The organism is Micromonospora sp. NPDC005291, from assembly GCF_040607415.1.
Classification (GTDB): domain Bacteria; phylum Actinomycetota; class Actinomycetes; order Mycobacteriales; family Micromonosporaceae; genus Micromonospora.
Genome location: NZ_JBEXGR010000047.1, coordinates 1 through 18,912 on the forward strand (window position 1 = coordinate 1; position 18,912 = coordinate 18,912).

The 18,912-nt window shown below is 73.7% G+C and carries 14 protein-coding genes and 1 pseudogene; 9 read left to right on the forward strand and 6 right to left on the reverse strand.

Features of this window, described 5'->3' with window-relative positions; translation table 11 throughout:
- The 3 genes from ABZT18_RS31700 to ABZT18_RS31710 all read right to left on the reverse strand — a co-directional run.
- The coding region (locus tag ABZT18_RS31700) for a DUF222 domain-containing protein (protein WP_355253213.1) at positions 1-612 on the reverse strand (612 nt) is incomplete at its 3' end.
- 313 nt (positions 613-925) lie between these two features.
- Entirely contained in the window at positions 926-1,771 is an 846-nt protein-coding gene (panB, locus tag ABZT18_RS31705) for a 3-methyl-2-oxobutanoate hydroxymethyltransferase (protein WP_354996903.1), read from the reverse strand.
- Between the two features lie 200 nt (positions 1,772-1,971).
- Positions 1,972-3,729 carry an NAD+ synthase gene (locus ABZT18_RS31710; RefSeq protein ID WP_354996904.1) on the reverse strand — a complete coding sequence of 586 codons (1,758 nt, stop codon included), beginning with the start codon at positions 3,727-3,729 and terminating at the stop codon, positions 1,972-1,974.
- A gap of 238 nt (positions 3,730-3,967) precedes the next feature.
- Between ABZT18_RS31710 and glnA the strand changes: the two genes are divergently transcribed.
- The 4 genes from glnA (at position 3,968) to ABZT18_RS31730 (ending at position 7,088) form a co-directional block, all read left to right on the forward strand.
- A complete protein-coding gene (gene glnA, locus ABZT18_RS31715; protein WP_354996905.1) occupies positions 3,968-5,317 on the forward strand; it encodes a type I glutamate--ammonia ligase in 1,350 nt (449 codons plus the stop codon).
- Positions 5,318-5,405: 88 nt separating this feature from the next.
- Entirely contained in the window at positions 5,406-5,831 is a 426-nt protein-coding gene (locus tag ABZT18_RS31720) for a DUF350 domain-containing protein (protein WP_354996906.1), read from the forward strand.
- 36 nt (positions 5,832-5,867) lie between these two features.
- Positions 5,868-6,560, forward strand: coding sequence for a WYL domain-containing protein (locus ABZT18_RS31725; protein ID WP_354996907.1), 693 nt, complete (start codon positions 5,868-5,870; stop codon positions 6,558-6,560).
- Positions 6,561-6,713: 153 nt separating this feature from the next.
- On the forward strand, positions 6,714-7,088 hold the full coding sequence (locus ABZT18_RS31730; RefSeq protein ID WP_354996908.1) for a VOC family protein: 375 nt from the start codon (positions 6,714-6,716) through the stop codon (positions 7,086-7,088).
- Between the two features lie 432 nt (positions 7,089-7,520).
- On the opposite strand, the pseudogene ABZT18_RS31735 reads toward ABZT18_RS31730, so the two are convergent.
- Positions 7,521-7,946: pseudogene (locus tag ABZT18_RS31735) on the reverse strand (hypothetical protein); the annotation flags it as partial.
- Between the two features lie 223 nt (positions 7,947-8,169).
- Here ABZT18_RS31735 and ABZT18_RS31740 point away from each other — a divergent pair.
- Complete coding sequence (locus ABZT18_RS31740; RefSeq protein WP_354996909.1) at positions 8,170-9,054, forward strand: virginiamycin B lyase; 885 nt, start codon at positions 8,170-8,172, stop codon at positions 9,052-9,054.
- Between the two features lie 64 nt (positions 9,055-9,118).
- Here the strand turns inward: ABZT18_RS31740 and ABZT18_RS31745 are convergent, their stop codons facing one another.
- The gene (locus tag ABZT18_RS31745; protein WP_354996910.1) at positions 9,119-10,060 is read right to left on the reverse strand and encodes an LD-carboxypeptidase; all 942 of its coding nucleotides are present in this window, start codon (positions 10,058-10,060) and stop codon (positions 9,119-9,121) included.
- A gap of 161 nt (positions 10,061-10,221) precedes the next feature.
- Here ABZT18_RS31745 and ABZT18_RS31750 point away from each other — a divergent pair, with 161 nt between their 5' ends.
- Entirely contained in the window at positions 10,222-10,989 is a 768-nt protein-coding gene (locus ABZT18_RS31750) for a type 1 glutamine amidotransferase (protein WP_354996911.1), read from the forward strand.
- Positions 10,989-14,006, forward strand: coding sequence for a bifunctional [glutamine synthetase] adenylyltransferase/[glutamine synthetase]-adenylyl-L-tyrosine phosphorylase (locus ABZT18_RS31755; protein ID WP_354996912.1), 3,018 nt, complete (start codon positions 10,989-10,991; stop codon positions 14,004-14,006). Before ABZT18_RS31750 ends, ABZT18_RS31755 begins: the two co-directional genes overlap by 1 nt.
- A 7-nt stretch (positions 14,007-14,013) precedes the next feature.
- Here the strand turns inward: ABZT18_RS31755 and ABZT18_RS31760 are convergent, their stop codons facing one another.
- Complete coding sequence (locus tag ABZT18_RS31760; RefSeq protein WP_354996913.1) at positions 14,014-15,609, reverse strand: hypothetical protein; 1,596 nt, start codon at positions 15,607-15,609, stop codon at positions 14,014-14,016.
- A 44-nt stretch (positions 15,610-15,653) separates the two neighbouring features.
- On the opposite strand from ABZT18_RS31760, the gene mptB (ABZT18_RS31765) reads away from it, so the two are divergent.
- Complete coding sequence (gene mptB, locus ABZT18_RS31765) at positions 15,654-17,054, forward strand: polyprenol phosphomannose-dependent alpha 1,6 mannosyltransferase MptB (RefSeq protein ID WP_354996914.1); 1,401 nt, start codon at positions 15,654-15,656, stop codon at positions 17,052-17,054.
- An 86-nt stretch (positions 17,055-17,140) separates the two neighbouring features.
- Entirely contained in the window at positions 17,141-18,670 is a 1,530-nt protein-coding gene (gene mptB / locus ABZT18_RS31770; RefSeq protein ID WP_354996921.1) for a polyprenol phosphomannose-dependent alpha 1,6 mannosyltransferase MptB, read from the forward strand.
- Positions 18,671-18,912: the final 242 nt, after the last annotated feature.

Consider the following 18,912-nt stretch of genomic DNA (forward strand, 5'->3'; position numbering starts at 1 on the left):
CAGGGTGCCGGTGAGTCGGAGCCGGCCATCGGACAGCTCAGAGAGGGTGACGTGCCGGTCGTGGGCGGTGCGGCGGGCCTCGGCGTCCAGTGCGGCTCGGGCGGCGGCTTCGGCGATCTCGGGGGCTACGTGGTCGAGGATCCGGGTGCTGAGTTTGCGTAGCAGGGTGGGGTCGAACTGCCCGGCCCAGTCGGTGAGCACGCCGATTGCCTTGTCGGCGGCGTCGGGGCCGGCCGCGTTGTGCACGGTGGTGACGGTGTCGGCGATGACGCGGGCCTGTTCGAGGTTGATGTGCCCATCGGCGAGTGCTTGTCGTACGCCCGGGTTGCCGCTGTCCAGTGCGGTGGCGAGATCGATGAGCCGGCGGGCGGTGGGGATGGTGAGGCGGAGGCGTTCGCGGAGCCAGACCGTGGTGGCGGAGGCGCCCTGCGCGCGGGCCGTGCCGCGGCCGTCGATCTCGCGGATCAGAGCCAGCTTGACGGCGGCGAGACGTTGTTCGAGACGGTGCGCGGCGTCGAGTGCCGCGACCAGCTCATGTTCGGGGAGGGCCCAGGTGGCTGCGGCGGCGCACGCCGCGACCGCGTCCTCAGCCTGGGCCAACTCCTCAACCATGAACCCGAGACTAGAACAGGTGTACGACAAAAGCAGTCGTCATGATCGATTTATCGTTGGTGGTCGCACGTTGGACGGCGGGGCCGGCCGGCGGACGAAAAGTCCGTGCCGGCTGACCCCGCCGCCATCGGCAACGCCGGCGTGGACCTCACCGCTGTACCGGGTGTCGTCCTTGCCACGCGGTAGCCAAAGGTCGTGCGAGCCGCGAGCCGCGAGCCGCGAGCCGTGGGCCGTGGGCCGTGGGCCGTGGGCCGCGAGCCGCGCTAGCCGTGGACCGTCGGACCGTAGGCCGCTCTAGAAGCCGCGGCCCGCTCTAGAAGGTGTGTTCGGCGGCCGGGAAATCGCCGCCTCGGACCTCGTCGGCGAAACGGCGGGTGGCGTCGGTGAGGGTGCCGGCCAGGTCCGCGTACCGCTTGACGAAGCGTGGCGCCTTGCCGGTACGCAAGCCGGCCATGTCCTGCCAGACCAGCACCTGAGCGTCGGTGTCGGGGCCGGCGCCGATGCCCACCGTCGGGATCGGCAGTTCGTGGGCGATCCGCTTGGCGACCTCGCCGGGCACCATTTCCAGCACCACCGCGAACGCGCCGGCCTCCGTCACCGCCCGCGCGTCGGCGAGCACCTCGTCGGCAGTGTCGCCCCGACCCTGCACGCGGTAGCCGCCCAGGGTGTGTTCGCTCTGCGGGGTGAAGCCGATGTGCGCCATCACCGGGATGCCGGCGCCGACGATCGCGGCGATCTGCGCGGCACAGCGGCGGCCACCCTCCAGCTTCACCGCGTGGCAGCCACCCTCCTTCATGAACCGGACGGCGGTGCGCAGCGCCTGGGCCGGGCCCTCCTCGTACGAGCCGAACGGCAGGTCACCGACGATCAGCGCCTGCCGGGTCGCCCGCACGACAGCCCGTACCAGCGGGAGCAGCTCGTCGGCGGTGACCGGCAGGGTCGTCTCGTAGCCGAACACGTTGTTCGCGGCCGAGTCGCCGACCAGCAGCACCGGGACGCCGGCCTGGTCGAAGATCGACGCCGTGTACTGGTCGTACGAGGTGAGCATCGGCCACCGTTCGCCGCGCTCCTTGGCGGCCATCAGGTCACGGGTGCGGACCCGTCGTGTGGCCGGGCCGCCGTACAGCGCGTTCACCTCGTTTGGAGTGGACTCCACCATCTCTGTCTCCCTTCCTCGAGGCCGCCTGCGCGGTCCCCGGGTTTCCGTCGCGATCGTCGCACCGCGAGACGGGGTGACGGCAGGGCCCAGTGCAAGATGTCACTCCACCACCGCGAACAGCGCCGCGAACAGCGAAGCGAGGCCGCGCCGTGAGACGGTGCCGGGCCGTGCCACCGACCCGGCACCCCCAGGTGTACGGCTCAGCCGCGCTCGCGCCACCGGTTGGTGATCGGCAGACGGCGGTCCCGGCCGAACGCCTTCATGGAGATCTTTGCGCCCGGCGCGGACTGCCGTCGCTTGTACTCGGCGGTATCCACCAGCTGCAGCACCTTGTCCACCACCGCCGGGTCGTGACCCGACTCGACCAGCCCGTCCCGGCCGAGATCGCCGTCGACGTAGCCGATCAGGATCGGGTCCAGTACGTCGTAGTCGGGCAGGCTGTCGCTGTCCAGTTGGCCCGGGCTCAGCTCGGCGCTCGGTGGCTTGCCGATCGAGTTCTCCGGGATCGGGGCGGTCTCACCGCGCCGATCCGCGTCCGTGTTGCGCCACTTCGCGAGTCGCCAGATCAGCGTCTTCCAGACGTCCTTGACGGGGTTGAAGCCGCCCACCGAGTCGCCGTACAGCGTGGAGTAGCCGACCGCCAGCTCGCTCTTGTTTCCGGTGGTGAGCACCAGGTGGCCCTCCTGGTTCGACAGCGCCATCAGGATCACGCCGCGAACCCGGGCCTGCAGGTTCTCCACGGCCACCCCGGACAGCGACAGGTTGGCCAGGAAGCCGTCCACCATCGGCTGGATCGGCTCGACGCGGTAATCCAGGCCGGTGCGCTTGGCCAGGTCGGCGGCGTCCTCCCGGGAGTGCTCGGAGGAGTGCTGGCTGGGCAGCGACACCCCGACCACCCGGTCCGGCCCCAACGCGTCCACGGCCAGCGCGGCCACCACCGCCGAGTCGATGCCACCGGACAGGCCGAGCACCACCGACGGGAACCGGTTCTTGTTGACGTAGTCGCGCAGGCCGAGCACCAGCGCCTGCCACACCTCGGCCTCGTCGGCCACCGGCTCGATGAGCCCGCCGGTGGCGGCCGGACCGTACGGCGTGGGCGGAATGCCGTCCAGCGTGGTGTGCACCACCCGCATGTTGTCCGCGACGGCCTCCGCCGGCGGCGGCGTGGTGGCGGCCGGCAGTTCGACGTCGTGCACGAGGAGGTGCTCGACGAACTGCGGGGCCCGGGTGAGCAACTCGCCGTCGGCGCTCACGATCATCGAGTCGCCCTCGAAGACCAGCTCGTCCTGGCCGCCGATCATGTTCACGTACGCGATGGCGGCACCCGCCTCGGCGGCCCGGCGGCGGACCAGTGGCAGTCGGACGTCGTCCTTGTTCAGCTCGTACGGCGAGCCGTTGATGTTGACCACGAGGCCGACGCCGGCCTGCCGGGCGGCGGCGAACGGGCCGCCGGCCTGCCACAGGTCCTCGCAGATGGTCAGCGCGACGTCCACGCCGCCGATCCGCACCACGGTCAGGGTGTCGCCGGAGACGAAGTAGCGGTCCTCGTCGAAGACCCCGTAGTTGGGCAGGTGGTGCTTGAAGTAGCGGGCGGCAACGACACCCCGGTGCAGCAGCGCGGCGGCGTTGCGGGCGCCTCGCCCGGGCTCGGCGTCTCCGCTGACCTGTGGCGGCCCGTCGGCGTCCAGGTAGCCGACCACGACCGGCAGGTCACCGAGGCCGTCCGCGGCGAGGTCGGCCGCGAGTCGCTCCACGGCGGCCCGGGACGCGGCGACGAAGGAGCGCCGGAAGACCAGGTCCTCGACCGGGTAGCCGGTCACCATCATCTCCGGAAAGAGCACCAACTGGGCACCGGCTTCGGCGGCCTGGCGAGTCCAGCTGCGGACCAGGTCGGCGTTTCCGGCGAGGTCGCCGACGCTCGGATTGACCTGGGACAGGGCGAGACGCAGGGTGGGCATGTCCTCATCTTGCCCCAGCCTGCTCGGCAGAATCCGTACCCTCGGACGAGATGGCGGCCACGCTGCCGCGGCCCGCGCTGGCCGGACGGCAGGGCACGTGCTCGCCGGGCGGGACGCGAGCGGACGGCCGGCGGCAGTTCGCGTAACGTCTGCGTAACCAGGCCCGGGAACACTGGGCGATCAGGTCGGGTGCAGCCCGGCCAAGGCGGACAGCAAAGTGTCGCGAGGGGTTGGGGAAGTGGACCGTCAGCAGGAGTTCGTCCTCCGGACGCTGGAAGAGCGGGACATCCGGTTCGTCCGTCTGTGGTTCACCGACGTGCTGGGCACGCTCAAGAGCGTCTCGGTGGCACCCGCCGAGCTGGAGGCGGCCTTCGAGGAGGGCATCGGCTTCGACGGCTCGGCGATCGAGGGCTTCGCCCGCGTCTTCGAATCGGACATGGTGGCCATGCCCGACCCGACCACCTTCCAGGTCTTCCCCTTCGAGGGCGGGGTCAGCGGCGAGAGCGCCCGGATGTTCTGCGACATCCTGCTGCCCGACGGCGGGCCCTCCTGGGCCGACCCCCGGCACGTGTTGCGCCGCGCGCTGTCCAAGGCCGCCGAGAAGGGCTTCACCTTCTACACCCACCCCGAGATCGAGTTCTTCCTGCTGGAGAACGGCCCGCAGGACGGCTCGGTGCCCATTCCGGTCGACACCGGCGGCTACTTCGAGCACACCACGCACGCCGTGGCTCGGGACTTCCGCCGCCAGGGCGTGCTGGCGCTGGAGCGGATCGGCATCTCGGTGGAGTTCAGCCACCACGAGGTCGCGCCCGGCCAGCAGGAGATCGACCTGCGCTACGCCGACGCGCTCACCACCGCCGACAACATCATGACCTTCCGGCACGTGGTCAAGGAGGTGGCGCTCTCCACCGGCGTGCAGGCCAGCTTCATGCCGAAGCCGTTCACCGATCAGCCGGGCAGCGGGATGCACACCCACCTGTCGCTGTTCGAGGGGGAGCGCAACGCCTTCCACGACGCCGGCGACCCGATGAAACTGTCCAAGGTGGCGAAGTCCTTCATCGCCGGCCTGCTGGTGCACGCCCGGGAGTACACCGCGGTCACCAACCAGTGGGTCAACTCGTACAAGCGGCTCTTCCCGCAGGCCCTGCCCGACCGGATAACCGAGAGCCCGGCGTACGTCTGCTGGGGTCACCTCAACCGGTCCGCGCTGGTCCGGGTTCCCGCGTACGGCAAGCCCAACTCGGCCCGCGTCGAGGTCCGCTCGCCGGACTCGGCGGCCAACCCGTACCTCGCCTTCGCGGTGCTGCTCGGCGCCGGCATGAAGGGCATCGAGGAGGGGTACGAGCTGCCGCCGGGCGCCGAGGACGACGTCTGGTCGCTGACCAGCGCCGAGCGACGTGCCATGGGGTACGAAGCGCTGCCGGAGAACCTGGCCGAGGCGATCGACGTGATGGCCGGCTCCGAGCTGGTCGCCGAGGTGCTCGGCGAGCATGTCTTCGACTTCTTCCTGCGCAACAAGCGGGCCGAGTGGGAGCAGTACCGCCGCGAGGTCACCCCGTACGAGCGGCAGCGCTACCTGGCGCTGTAGCCGCAGGGGCTGACGGGGTTGCGCGCTGCCGCTATCGTCTCGATCACCGCGCCGGTACCCCTCCGGGCGGAGAGTCGGGAGGCAGTCGGTGCTGGAGGATCTGCTCAGCGGTGTCTGGCAGAGCGTCGTGTTCGGGATCGTCGGCGTGGGGCTGATGGCGGCCGGCTTCGTGCTGGTCGACCTGCTCACGCCGGGCCGGTTGCGGGACCTGATCTGGGTCGACCGCAACACCAACGCGGGGTTGCTGCTCGCCGCCAACCAGCTCGGCATCGCCGGGATCGTCTTCACCGCGATCCTGACCAGCTACAGCGACTTCGGGAAGGGGCTCGCCTCCACCGTGGTGTTCGGGCTGGTCGGGTTGGCCATCATGGCGTTGGCCTTCTTCGTGCTCGATCTGCTCACCCCGGGCAAGCTCGGCGAGGTCATCTGCTCGCCCGAGCCGCACCCGGCGGCCCGGGTCAGCGCCGCCACCCATTTCGGTGCCGCGCTGATCGTGTGCGCCTGCATCGCCTGAGTGCGGTCGTCGTACCCCGGCCGTAGCGTGCCGGGCATGAACCGCACGGACCGCCTCTACGCCCTGGTCGAGGAGCTGCGGGCGGTGTCGCCACGGCCGCGCAGCGCCCGCTGGCTCGCGGCGCGCTTCGAGGTCAGCAGCCGGACCATCGAGCGCGACCTGGGTGCGTTGCAGGAGTCCGGCGTGCCGATCTGGGCCGAGCCCGGGCGCACCGGCGGCTACGTGCTGGACCGCGCCCGCACCCTGCCGCCGGTCAACCTGACCGCCGCCGAGGCGGTGGCGATGGCCGTCGCGCTGCACCGGCTCGCCGGCACGCCGTTCGCCGGGTCGGGCGCTACCGCGCTGCGCAAGCTGGTGGCGGTGCTGCCGGCCGCCGACGCGGCCGAGGCGCACCGGCTCGCCGGTCGGGTGCACCTGGTCGGCGATGGGCCGGCCACGCCCGTCCCGGCCATCGTCGCCGACGCGGTCGCCGCGCGGCGGGTGCTGTGCATCGGGTACGCCGACCGCGACGGCGCCGAATCACTACGCGACGTCGAGCCGCTCGGCTACCTCGGCAACCCTCGACACTGGTATCTGTTGGCCTGGTGCCGGCTGCGCGATGAGCTGCGCTGCTTTCGCACCGACCGGATCCGGAGCGTCCGGGCGTTGCCCGAGGTGGTGGCCCGGGAATTCCGCCCGACGGATCTCGACATCCCCCACGACCGGGTCCGCCCGCTGAGCCTGGTCTGAGACGCCGCAGCGCGGCAGTCCGGCGCATGGCCCTGCCGGTACGAACCCCGTCGGATGATTCGGAAACACCGACAGGACGGTGTCGCTGACGACCCCGAGACTGCTCCAGACGACGGCCGAACGGCCGGTACGGGAAACCTCTGGAGGCAGCAGATGTCCACGACGCCCATCACCTGGTTCGAGATCGGCACCGACCGGCCGGAGGAGGCGGAGCGCTTCTACGGCGAGCTGTTCGGCTGGACCTTCGAGGAGCAGGGCGGGCCCGGCGGGTCCTACCGCGTCACCGGTGCCGGTGGCGACACCGGGATCGGCGGAGCGATCCGGGGCACCGACGGGACGTCGCCGAACTACGCGGTGTTCTACGCCGAAGTCGCCGACGTGGCGGGGACCTGCCGCCAGGCCGAGGCCGCCGGCGGCAAGGTGCTGGTGCCGGCGCGTACGGCCCCGAGCGGGCTCACGTTGGCCCACCTGCTCGACCCGGCCGGGAACCACCTGGGCGTGTTCACCCCTCCGCCCGCCCAGGGCTGACGCGCCGCCCAGGGCTGACGCGCCGCCCAGGGCTGACGCGCCGCCCAGGGCTGACGCGCCGCCCAGGGCTGACGCGCCGCCCAGGCCTGACGCGCCGCCCAGGCCTGACGCGCCGCCCAGGCCTGACGCGCCGCCCAGGGCTGACGCGCGGAGTAGAGCCGGTCGGCGCGTGTCGGGACGGTGATCGACTCCAGATCGCCGATGTGGCGGTGTCCATATGCCTGGACACCGCCACATCGGCGAAACGGAGTGGATCAAGCCGGGCCGGCGCCGGGACAGGTCCGGGTCGGCCCGTCGGGGTCACTCGCTGGGCGTGGCCTCGGGAGCGTCCGGCTGGTCGGAGCCTTCCGGGCCACCCTGACCGTCGGGGCCACCCTTGTCACCGGCGTCACCCTTGTCACCGTGGCCACCCTTCTCACCCGGGCCACCCTTGCCGCCCGGACCGTCGTGACCGCCGGGGAAGACGCCGGCCTCGACGGCCTTGGTGATGGCGTCGGCCTGCTCCTGGGTGAGCTTGCCGTCCTCGACCGCCTTGTCCAGCCGCTCCTTGAGCGCGGCCTGACGGTCCTCGGCGGACGGGCGCTCCGGCCGGTCGGCCGGCTTGTGCTGCTCGCGGACCTTCTCCAGCGCGGCGGTCACCTTGTCGGTGGAGACGCCCAGCTCCTTGGCGAGTGCCTCGGCGAACTCGCCCTGCCGATCAGCCTTCGACCCCTGCTTCTCGGCGGTGCTGCTGGCGCTCGGGGTCGGCGTGCCGCCGTCCGCGGCGAACGCCATCGTCGGGGCGGCGATCCCCACGCTGAGGACGCCAGCGGTGGCCAGGCCGGCCAGCAGGTGCTTCTTGCGGATGGTGCGGGACATGCTCTCCTCCAGGTACTCGGTGGTGTTGCGATGTCGTAACCGACTGTGACCACGTGGGCTGGGCGTAAGCCGTGCCGAACCTGTCCGTCAGCTGGCAATCCGGGCCGGGAAGTGGGACAAACCTGTTGCTTCGGCGCGCCCGGTGGGCGAAGGTGGTGGCTCTCCGTGCCCGTTGGTCGCGCTACGCGGGGTCGGCCGGGTCCATCGACGGAAGGCAGCTCTCGTGACGTCCACCGTGATCAGGGAACTCCCGCTCACCGACCCGCAGGCCGGGCCGTACGGCATCACGACCGGCCCCGACGGGGCGCTCTGGCTGACCCTGGTCCACGTCGGTGAGATCGCCCGCGTGGACGCGGACGGTTCGGTGCGCCGCTGGCCGGCGGGTGGGCCGGGTAGTCGGCCACTGATCGTCACGCCCGGCCCGGACGGCGCGCTCTGGTTCACCCGCTCCGGGGACGACCGGATCGGCCGGATCACGACCGACGGAGAGCAGAGCGAGGTCGTTCTGCCGGCCGGCACCGGCCCGTGCGGCGTCGCCGCGGGCCCGGACGGCGCCCTCTGGTACGCCGGGATGAGCTCCGACACCGTCGGCCGGGTCAGCATCGACGGTGTGGTCACCGAGGTGCGGCTACCGATCTCCGGGGCGTTCGCCTCGATGGTGGCGGCCGGGCCGGACGGCGCCGTCTGGTGCACGCTCAACCAGGCGAACGCGATCGCCCGGGTCGGCATGGACGGGGCGGTGCGCGTGCACCCGCTTCCCACCGAGGGCGCCGCGCCGGTCGGTATCACGGCGGGCGTGGACGGGGCGCTCTGGTTCGTGGAGATCGCCGCCGGTCAGGTCGGGCGGATCACCGCGGACGGCCGGATCGAGGAGTACCCGCTGCCGGACCGGACGGCCCGGCCGCACGCCATCGTCGCCGACCCGGCCGGCGGCGCCTGGTTCACCGAGTGGGCCGGCAACCGGATCGGCCACGTGGACCCGGCCGGCCGGGTCGACACCTACGAGCTGCCCACCCCGAAATCCGAGCCGCACGGTCTCACCGTCACCCCTGACGGCACCGTCCACGCCGCCCTGGAGATCGGCCGCCTGGCCCAACTGACCCTTTGACGCCCTGACCCCTGAACATCCGACCTCGGCCGAGGCCTCCAACCGCCCTGGAAGCTAGGCAGGTTCAGGCGACGGCCGGTTGGACCGTGAGGGTGCCGGCGTCGGTGTCGAGGGTGGCCGGGGTGCCGACGGGGACGGTGAGCTGGCCGGGGCCGTGACCGATCGGCAGCCCACCGAGCACCGGTACGTCGAGGTCACCGAGACCTTCGGTGAGCACGTCGACGATCGTGGTGTCCCAGCCGTCGCCGCAGTCGGTGAACTGCCCGACCGCCACCCCGGCCAGCCCGTCCAGCGCACCGGCCCGGCGCAACTGGGTGAGCATCCGGTCGACCTTGTACGGGGGCTCCTGCACGTCCTCGATCAACAGCACCGCCCCGGTCAGGTCGGGCAGGTCCGGCGTACCGATCGACGCGGCGATCATGCACAGGTTGCCGCCGAGCAGGGTGCCGGTGGCGCGACCCGGGACGCGTACGCCGAAGGTGTCCTCGGCGGGCACCGCGGCGACCGACACCGGCTCGGTCGTCATCAGCGCCGCGTGCAGGGATTCGGCGGAGCGCAGCGGGGTCCGTTCGTCCCGCCAGGCCGCCCCGGGACCGTGCACTCCGGCCAGCCGGGCACCCCGCCAGAGCGCGAACTGCAACGCGGTGATGTCCGAGAAGCCGGCCACCACCTTCGGGTCGCGGCGGACGGCGGCCATGTCGATGGCGTCCACGATCCGCTGGACGCCGTACCCGCCCCGGGTGCAGATCACCCCGCGCACCTCGGGGTCGGCGAACGCCGCGTTCAGGTCGGCGGCGCGCAGGTCGTCCGTGCCGGCCAGGTATCCGTGGCGGGCGTACGCGTTCGGCGCCAGCACCGGCCGCAGACCCCAACCGGTCAGCAGCTCCACCCCACGGGCCACCCGCTCCGGCGAGGTCGGCCCGGACGGCGACACCAGCAGCACCGTGTCACCCGGGCTCAACACGGGCGGGCGGACGACGGAGTTCACGGCACGGTGGTCGGGCACAGCGGCAGAGCTTAGCCGGGCGAACGACTCGCCGGTCGACGTACCGACCGGGTCGGTCGGCGGTCGACGGAGCTGCGACGGCCGGTCCAGTCGGCACACCATGCGGCCGCGACCAGCGGAGCGACTCCGGACATCGGCGGCCCACCAGCTAGCCTCGACGGGTGGCAACCGCGCTGGTGATCGAGAACGACCCGACGGACGACGCACGCCGGCTGGGTGAGTGGCTGACCGAAGCCGGGCTGGAGCTGTGGGTGGTTCGCCCGCACGCAGGCGACGAGCTCCCCGCCGACCTGGAGGGGTACGCGGCGCTGGTGGTGCTCGGCGGCGACCAGCAGGCGTACCCGCTGCCGGACGGCTCGCCCGGCGCACCCTGGTTTCCCGCCGTGGAGGGCCTGCTGCGCAAGGCGGTCCGCTACCGGGTGCCCACCCTGGCCGTCTGCCTGGGCGCGCAGTTGCTCGCCACCGCGCACGCCGGGCTGGTCGAGCGGAGCCCCTCCGGGCCGGAGATCGGCCCCGGCGTGGTCGGCCGGCGCGACGCCGCCGAGGGCGACCCCCTGTTCCGGTACGTGCCGCTGATCCCGGACGTCCTCCAGTGGCACTCCGACGAGATCACCGAGCTGCCCCGGGGCGCCACGCTGCTGGCCGCGTCCACCCGCTACCCGCACCAGGCGTTCCGGCTCGGCGACCGGGCGTGGGGGTTGCAGTTCCACATCGAGTGCGACGCCGCGATGATCGCCGACTGGGCCAGCGACTCGACCCTGCTCGCCGAGCTGGGCTACGACCCGGAGTTGGTGGTCGCGGCCTGCGCCTCGGTGCTGGTCGACGTCGAGGAGGTCTGGCAGCCGTTCGCCGCCAGGTTCGCCGCGCTGGCCCTCGGCGAGCTGGACGACAGTACGACGCGGCGCGGTCTGCCGCTGCTCGGGCACTGATGAGCCGGCCGACCAGGGCGACGGGCCGGCTCGCCCGGTACGGCTTCGGCACCGCCGAGGGCGACGGCGGGGCGCGCGCCGCCGACCTGCTCGGCCCGGACGGGCTGCGGCTGTGGCGACCGGTCGAGCAGGAGCCGGTCGACGAGCCGGCCGGGGAGCTGCTCGCCGCGCTGTCCCGGGCCGCCGACCCGGACCTGGCGCTGCGTCAGCTGCACCGCATCGTCGAGGCCGAACGCCGCACGAATGGCGGCACCGCCGAATCGGCCCTGCTCGCGGAGTTGCACACCGACCCCGGGCTGCGGCGGCGGCTGATCGCGGTGCTCGGTGCCTCGGCGGCGCTCGGCGATCACCTGGTGGCTCATCCCGAGCACTGCACGTCGCTGCGTACCGCCCCGGACGGGCTCGCGCCGATCGCCGAGGGGCGGCTGGAGCCGGACGGTGACGGCAACCCTGTGGCGGTGCTGCGGGCCGCGTACCGGCTGGCCCTGTTGCGGATCGCGGCGGCGGACCTGACCGGTGGGCGCGGCCTGGAGCAGACCATGGCCGCGCTCTCCGCGCTGGCCGACGCGACGCTGGCCGCGGCGTACGAGATCGCCGTCGCGGAGCTGGCGGAGGGCACCGAGCGGCCCCGGCTCGCGGTGGTGGCGATGGGCAAGTGCGGCGGCGGCGAGTTGAACTACGTCTCCGACGTCGACGTGATCTTCGTGGCGGCCGAGGACGCCGACCTGTCCGCAGCGACTCTGGTGGCGACCCGGCTGATCTACATCTGCGGGCTCGTCGCGTGGCCGGTGGACGCCGCGCTGCGCCCCGAGGGCAGCCGGGGCCCGCTGGTGCGGACCCTCGCCAGCCACCTGGCCTACTACCGCCGGTGGGCGCGCACCTGGGAGTTCCAGGCGCTGCTCAAGGCCCGCCCGGCCGCCGGGGATCTGCCGCTGGCTCAGGAGTGGATCGACCAGCTCGCGCCGTTGGTCTGGCGGGCGGCCGAACGACCCGAGGCGGTCGAGGACGTCCGGGCCATGCGGCGCCGGATCATCGACCACATCCCGCCGAAGGAGCTGGAGCGCGAGATCAAGCGCGGCCCGGGCGGGCTGCGCGACATCGAGTTCGCCGTCCAGTTGCTGCAACTCGTGCACGGCCGCGGTGACGAGACGCTGCGGGCACCCGGCACCATCCCGGCGCTGCGCGCGCTCGTCGCCGGGGGCTACGTCGGTCGGGCCGACGGCGAGGCGCTGCTGCGCGGCTACCGCTTCCTGCGCAGCGTCGAGCACCGGCTCCAACTGCAGGGCCTGCGCCGTACGCACACGGTGCCCACCGAGCCGGGCGCGTTGCGCTGGCTCGCCGCGGCACTGGGCTTCACGGCAGCGCCGGGGCGCAGCGCCGTGGAGAGCTTCCGGGCCGAGTGGGTCACCCACGCCGCCGAGGTACGCCGGCTGCACGCCAAGCTGCTCTACCGGCCGCTGCTGGAGTCGGTGGCCCGGGTGCCGGCCGACGGGCTGCGGCTCACCCCCGAGGCCGCCCGGCACCGGCTGGAGATCCTCGGCTTCGCCGACCCGGCCGGGGCGCTGCGCCACCTGCAGGCGCTCATCGGCGGGGTGAGTCGGACGGCGGCCATCCAGCGGACACTGCTGCCGGTGCTGCTCAGCGAGTTCGCCGACGCGCCGGAGCCGGACCGGGGGCTGCTCAACTACCGGAAGGTCTCCGACAAGCTGGGCAGCACCCCCTGGTATCTGCGGCTGCTGCGCGACGGCGGCCCGGTCGCCCGTCGGCTGGCCCGGGTGCTCGCACTGTCCCGCTACGTCGCCGACCTGCTCGCCCGGGACCCGGAGGCGCTGCGGCTGCTGGCCGAGGAGAACGAGCTGGCGCCGCGCTCCAGCGAGGTGCTCAGGGACGGGTTCCTCGCGGCGGCGGCCCGGCACACCGACCCGGTCGAGGCGACCCGCGCGGTGCGCGCGCTGCGGCGTCGGGAGCTGGTCCGGGTGGCGTGCGCCGACGTGCTCTGCCGGGCAGGTGCGCTCGCACCCACCCCCACCCGTCCCGACGGCGCGAAGCGAGCACCCGGTCTGGCCGACATCACCGAGGTCGGTACGGCGCTCGCCGACGTCACCGACGCCACCCTGGCTGCCGCCTTGCGCGCCGCCCAGGCCAGCCAGCCGGCCCCACCCGGGCTGCGGTTCGCGGTGATCGGCGTGGGACGGCTCGGCGGGTACGAGTCGAACTACCTCTCCGACGCCGACGTGCTCTTCGTCTACGACTCGCCCACCGGCAGCGGCGACAGCGCGGCCAGCGCCGCCGCACACGCGATCGCCGAGGAGCTACGCCGACTGCTCGGCGTGCCCGCCCCCGACCCGCCTCTGGGCGTTGACGCCGACCTGCGCCCCGAGGGCCGGCAGGGTCCACTGGTACGCAGCCTCGCCGCGTACGCGCAGTACTACGCCCGCTGGTCGCGGGTGTGGGAGGCGCAGGCGCTGCTGCGGGCCCGGTTCGTCTGCGGCGACGCCGACCTGGGCGTCGAGTTCGAGGCGATGATCGAGCCGGTGCGGTACCCGGCCGACGGGCTGACCCGCGAGCAGGTCGTCGAGATCCGCCGGATCAAGGCCCGGGTGGAGACCGAGCGGCTGCCCCGCGGCGCCGACCCGGCCACCCACACCAAGCTGGGTCGCGGCGGGCTGGCCGATGTGGAGTGGGCGGTGCAACTCGTCCAGCTCCGGCACGCCGGCGCGATCCCGGCGCTACGCGGCACGCGTACCCTCGACGCCCTCGCGGCCGCCGAGCGGGCCGGCCTCATCGACCCGGCGGACGCCGCCGAGATGGCCGCCGGCTGGTCCCTGGCAGCGCAGGTCCGCAACGCGTTGATGCTGGTGCGGGGCCGGGCCGGCGACCAGCTGCCCCGGCACGGGGTCGAGCTGGCCGGGGTGGTTCGGCTGCTCGGCCGGGACGACCCGGGGGAGTTCCTCGACGAGTACCTGCGCGTCGGCCGGCGCTCCCGCGCCGCCGCCCAGCGCGTCCTGGAGACGTAAGAGCCCGTCAGCTGCCGAGGGTGTAATCGCCGGGGCGGGGGACCGTGACGGTGGTCCAGTCGCCGTCGGCGGCGACCGTGGCGCCGCCGGACGCGGCCAGCCAGCGGCTGTGCCGGACCCGGATCGCCACCGGGCCGGCGGTCGGTGCCCGGAAGGTCACGGCCGCGCCGTCGGCGCGGACCAGTTCGGCGGGAGCGGCGACCAGTGGCGTCGGGTCGGCCACCGCCCAGACCCGCCAGTGCTCGCCCGACCAGACCGGCGTCAGGTACGGCAACCCGCCCTCGACCAGCTCCGCCTCGGCGCGCCCCACCCAGGACAGGGGTGCGTCCGGCACCGCCACGAACTGCACGGCGTTCTCTGCCAGCCAGGCCCGGTAGGTGGACGGGGTCAGCGGTACGCCGGTGCCGGCCGCGCCTGGCACGGTTGTGAAGAACAGCGGGTTGCGGTCGATGTCGGCCTGCCGCAGCCAGCCCCGGGCCAGCGGCACCTCACCCAGCCGCGCCGCCTCCCAGTAGTTGCGCGTCGGTGGCACCTCGACCCGGCCGGTGAGCTGCTGTCCGGCCAGGAACGCACGCAGCGGCGCGTGGTAGCCGGGCGCGCTGGTCGGGTCGCCGATGCTGCGCAGGTCGGCGGGGACCACCGGCGGCTGCCAGGCGCAGACCGCCACCAGCAGCGCGGTCAGGCTGACACCGCCGACCAGCCGGGCTCGGGTGGGGCGTGCCGCCCGGCGGGCCAGCCGTTCGGAGAGCCAGGCCGGCGGGTGGGCGGCGGCGGCCAACACCGGCAGCGCGAACATCGTCACCAGCCGGGTCGCGTTCAGCCCGACGGGAGTGTGCACCAGGGCGGCGGCGAGCACCCCGGCTGCGGCGAGCAGCGCGCCGAACCGCACCGGCCGGTACGCCACCAACGCCGCCACCACCAGACTGGTCAGCGTCGCGCGCAGTGTGTCGGTGCGGCTGATGTTCATCCAACCGCCGTCGCCGAAGAACAGCGCCGTCGCGGCGAGCGGCACGGCCGCCGCGACTCCGAGCGCCAGGCCGTCGGCGTACCGGCGGCTGAGCAGCAGCGCGGTGCCCGCGAGACCGACGAAGAGACCCGCCACCGGGCTCGTAGCCGAGGCCAGCAGCGCGCAGCCCGCCGCGAGACCGAGCCGCCACCACAGCCTCGCGCCCGGGGGTACGCCTCGGGTGAGCGCGAGCAGCGCGGCCAGCCCGAACGCCACACCCAGGGCGTAGGTGACCCGGCCGGAGACCAGGTTGCCGGCCAGCGTGACCACCCCGACCAGGCTGCCCAGCAGTGGCCGGGGCACCGGGCTGCGGACCAGCAGCGCGGCCAGCGCGGCGGCCGACGCCACCAGCGCCAGCGCACCGGTCACCCGCACGCCGAGCAGCGCCATGATCGGCTGGGACAGCAGACTGTAGCCGAACTGCTGCACCCCGCCGTACCAGCGCAGATCCACCGGCGTCGCACCGTGGGCGGCGAAGAAGTCCGCCCTGGCGACCTGCGCGGCGAGGTCCGAGCCCATCAACGGCAGGGCCAGCCAGAGCACGCCGAGCACGGCGGCGGAACCGGTGGCCACCGCCACCACCCGACTGCGCCGCATGCCCACCTCCGTACCGCGACCACCGTACTGGCAGCATGTCCGGCGTGCCTCACCACCTCGCGCGTTGGATCGGACTGGCGGGTTCGGCGCTGCTCGCCGTCGCCGCGTTCCTCGGCGGCGCCCTGCCCGGGTCACCCCTGCGCCCCACCCCGGTCAGCATCTGGCAGGGCCCGAACGGGCCGCTGGTCATCGCCGCCTGGCTGATCGGCACCGCGCTGATGGCCTACGCCTGGTGGTCGCTGCGCGACAACGTGCCATCGACCCGCTGGGCGCTGATCACCGTCGGGCTCTGGCTGCTACCGGTGCTGATCGCGCCGCCGCTGGCGAGCCGCGACGTCTACGCGTACGCGTGCCAGGGTGCCAGCTACGCGGCCGGGATCAACCCGTACGAGCAGGGTGTCTCCGCGCTGCCCTGCCCCTGGCTGGACACCATCTCCTACATCTGGCGGGACACTCCGGCACCGTACGGGCCGCTGTTCGTGGTGCTGTCCGGCGCCGTGGTGAAGGCCACCGGCTCGCTCACCGGCGCGATCGTGGCGTTCCGGCTGATCGCGGTGGCCGGAGTGGCGCTGACCGCTCTCAGCCTGCCGGTGTTGGCCCGGCGTGCCGGCGTACCCGCCGGACGGGCGATCTGGTTGGCGCTGGCCTGCCCGCTGGTCGCCGTGCACCTCGTCTCCGGCGCGCACAACGACGCGCTGATGGTCGGCCTGCTGGTCTCCGGGCTGGCGGTGATCGCCTCCCGGCCCGGCCGCCCCGGGCCGCTGCTCGCCGGTGGCGTGCTGCTCGGCCTCGCCGCCGCGATCAAGGTGACCGCGCTGGTCGTGGTGCCGTTCGCCGCGCTGGCCGCGATCGTCGGCGGATACTCGATCCGGGCGCTGATCCGGCAGGGCGGATGGGTGGTTGGCGGCGCGGTCGCTGTCGTGGCCGGGGTGACCGTCGCCGCCGGACTGGACTTCGGCTGGGTCGGCGGGCTGGCCCGAGGCGGCGACGTGATCGCCTGGACGTCGCCGTCCACCGCGGTCGGGCAGACCATCGGCTACCTGGCGGTGCCGTTCGGTGGGCACATCGACGCGCTCCCGGTCACCCGGGCGATCGGCATGGCGGTGCTGGCCCTGCTGCTGGTCTGGCTGTGGTGGCGGGCCCGCACCCGGGAGCCGCTGTGGCACGCCGGCCTGGCGCTGGCCGCCACGGTCGCCCTGGCGCCGCTGTACCACCCCTGGTACTGGATCTGGCCGCTGGCCGTGCTGGCGGCCACGGCCCGGCGGACCGGATGGTTCACCGTGGTGGCCCTGTTCTCGTCGTTCCTGGTGCTGCCCGACGGCACCGGCCTGCCCCGGTACACCAAGTCGGTCGGTGCGCCGCTGATGACGCTGTTGGTGATCGTGCTGGTCATCCGGTTGGTACGGTCGGCTCGGGCGGCCCGTCAGCCGGTCGCCGCCGACTGAGGGAAGGTGCGCCGGTGATCACTCCCGGCGCACCCCCACCTCCTGTTCCGCCGGGGTCTGGCCCGCCGCATGCTCCGCCGCCCGGTCTGCTGCCGCCTGTTTCGCCGGCGGCGGCATCGGCTGCCCGCTACGTCGGCTTGGCCGGCGCGGTCCTGCTCGCCGTGGCCGGGTACCTCGGCGGGGCACTGCCCGACGCCCCGCTGGGCGCGACACCGGTGTCGATCTGGCGAGCCCCGGGCGGCCCGGCCACGCTGACCTGCTGGCTGGTCGGCACCGCGCTGCTGGTCGGCGCGTGGTGGTCGTTGCGCGAAGGCGCGCCGTCGACCCGCTGGGCGTACGCCACCGCAGGGCTGTGGGCGCTGCCGCTGCTGGTCGCGCCGCCGCTGGGCAGCCGGGACGTCTACTCGTACGCCTGCCAGGGCTGGACGTACGCGCACGGCGTCGACCCGTACGCGGTGGGGGTGGCGGCGGCGGGCTGCCCGTGGCTGGACACCGTGGCGCCGATCTGGCGGGACACTCCGGCACCGTACGGGCCGGTCTTCGTGCTGCTCGCCGCGCTCGCGGTGGGCCTCGGCGGCGGGTTGATCGGCACGGTCGTGCTGCTGCGCGTGATCGCCGTGGCGGGGCTGCTGCTGGCCGTACTCTGCTTGCCCGGGTTGGCCCGGGCGGCCGGGATGCCGACCCGGCGGGCGGCCTGGCTGGCCCTGGCTGGCCCGCTGGTCGGGGTGCACCTGGTGGCCGGGGCGCACAATGACGCGCTGATGCTGGGCCTGCTGCTGTGCGGGCTCCTGATCGTGGTCCGCCGACCGGGCCGGCCGTCGGCGTTGCTGTTCGCCGGAGCGCTGCTCGGGCTGGCCGTGATGGTGAAGGCCAGTGCTGTCGTGGTGGTGCCGTTCGCCGCGCTCGCAGCGGTGCACGGTCGCTACACCGTACGGGCGCTGCTGCGCGACGGCGGCTGGCTGGCCGGCGGGCTGCTCGCCGCGTTGCTGGTCACCTCGGCGCTGTCCGGCCTCGGGTTCGGCTGGGTGGGCGGGCTGACCCACAGCGGCGACTCCGAGCAGTGGACGTCGCCGCCCACCGCCGTCGGCTTCGTCGTGGACTACTCCGGCGAACTGGTCGGCCGGGACCCGCAGGCGGTGCCGGTGGTCCGGGCGGTCGCGCTGCTGCTGCTCGCCGGAGTGCTGCTGGTGCTCTGGTGCAGGGCCTGGCGGATGCTGCGCGCGTTGACCGACGTCCGGCAGCGGACGCCTCGGATCGAGGCGACCCGCCCCCGGGTGGCGCAGCACGGCGCGGCGCTGGCACTGGTCGCGACCGTCGTCCTGTCCCCGGTCTTCCACCCCTGGTACGCGACCTGGCCCCTGGCGTTGCTCGCGCTCACCGCGCCCCGGACGACGTGGTTCGTGCTGCCGGCCTCGGCGGCGGCCTTCCTCGCCCTGCCCGACGGCACCAACCTGGCCCGCTTCACGAAGGCCCCGGGCGCCCTGGCGATGACCGCCCTGGTCCTGGTGGTGCTCCTGCTCGGCCTTCCCCGCCCGGCCCGCGCTCGCCGCGCGGCCCGCGCTCGCCGCGCGGCCCGCGCTCGCCGCGCGGCCCGCGCCTCGCGCCGGCTCCGGTGACCGGTGGTTGCTGGGTGACAAATCGGGCTAAACGCCTTGCTGGCCTCGTGATCGCCAGGGCTAGCGATCAAGATCGTGCTCGATCCAGGATCGAGTGGCATCGGCGCGTCGGTGAGACCACTACTTCCTGGATCGAGCACGATCTTCGGCGCGGGGCGCGGGGCGCGGGGCGCGGGGCGCGGGGCGCGGGGCGCGGGGCCGACGGGGCAACTGCATGAACAGCTCTGGCGGCGGGAACGGCA